Below are 833 nucleotides of genomic sequence, written 5' to 3' on the forward strand. Positions count from 1 at the left end.
TTTAGAATGACCCGTTTTGACAACTGAATCCACTTTAGACTTTTCATTCTCGGCTAGTTTCTTCAGCATCATCTCCATCGGTGAATCATCCGCCTGCTTCATTTGCGGGTTATTGGCGCCGAAGGTTTGGTTGATGTTTTCTTCTTCCTGTGATTTCAGGATGGAGCCGCTTTTGTAGCCTGTGATTTCAATTTTCGGCCCAGTGTACATGGTTTCGAGCTGATCGATGTATTTTTTCATCGTTTGAAAATCTGATTTTGCTGTTTCTAGTGCTTGGGTTTGCTGGCCGTCAAATTGAAAGAGCTTATGCAGGGTGTCTGTAATCAGTCGCTCAGCCTGTTCTGTTTCCATTCGGAAAAAGGTATCATTGACTGCCGGCAAGCTGACGATGTGGCCGATGGCTGATGTCTGGCGATTGACTGCGTCAGTGAGCTGTTCTGTCACTTCTCGTGCATGCTTGACCCCGTGTCTTGCGTCGTGTGAGAGAAAAGCCTCTGCGATCATGCCGCGGGAGTCAGATTCTACTGAGGAAATCGCATGCTGGGTTTGTTTCAGCACTTTTTTGTATTCGTCGATAAACATACCAAAGAAAAGGAGAAAAGGCTTGTGGCACTCCTCGTAGAAGGTCCGGATGGCATCTCCTCCTTTTCCTTTTAGCGCATCCTTCATGCCTGCCAGATGCTCAACACTTTTTTCCAGCTTCTCCAGCTGGTGTTTTTGCTTGTCCAGTTTCTCAATCGTATGCTGAATGCCCTCGTGAAGAGCGTGGACATCTAATGTTTTCAATCCCTTGTCCTCCCGCGTTTTATTTCATGGAAGATGATATGTTTTCG

General features: G+C 46.3%; 1 protein-coding gene. It reads right to left on the bottom strand.

Translation table 11 applies throughout. The features are described from left to right. On the bottom strand, positions 1–786 hold a 786-nt coding region (locus ACWHAR_RS25300), incomplete at its 3' end, for a ribonuclease YeeF family protein (protein ID WP_452088213.1). Between the last annotated feature and the right edge of the window lie 47 nt (positions 787–833).

The organism is Bacillus sp. LR--39 (assembly GCF_053613335.1).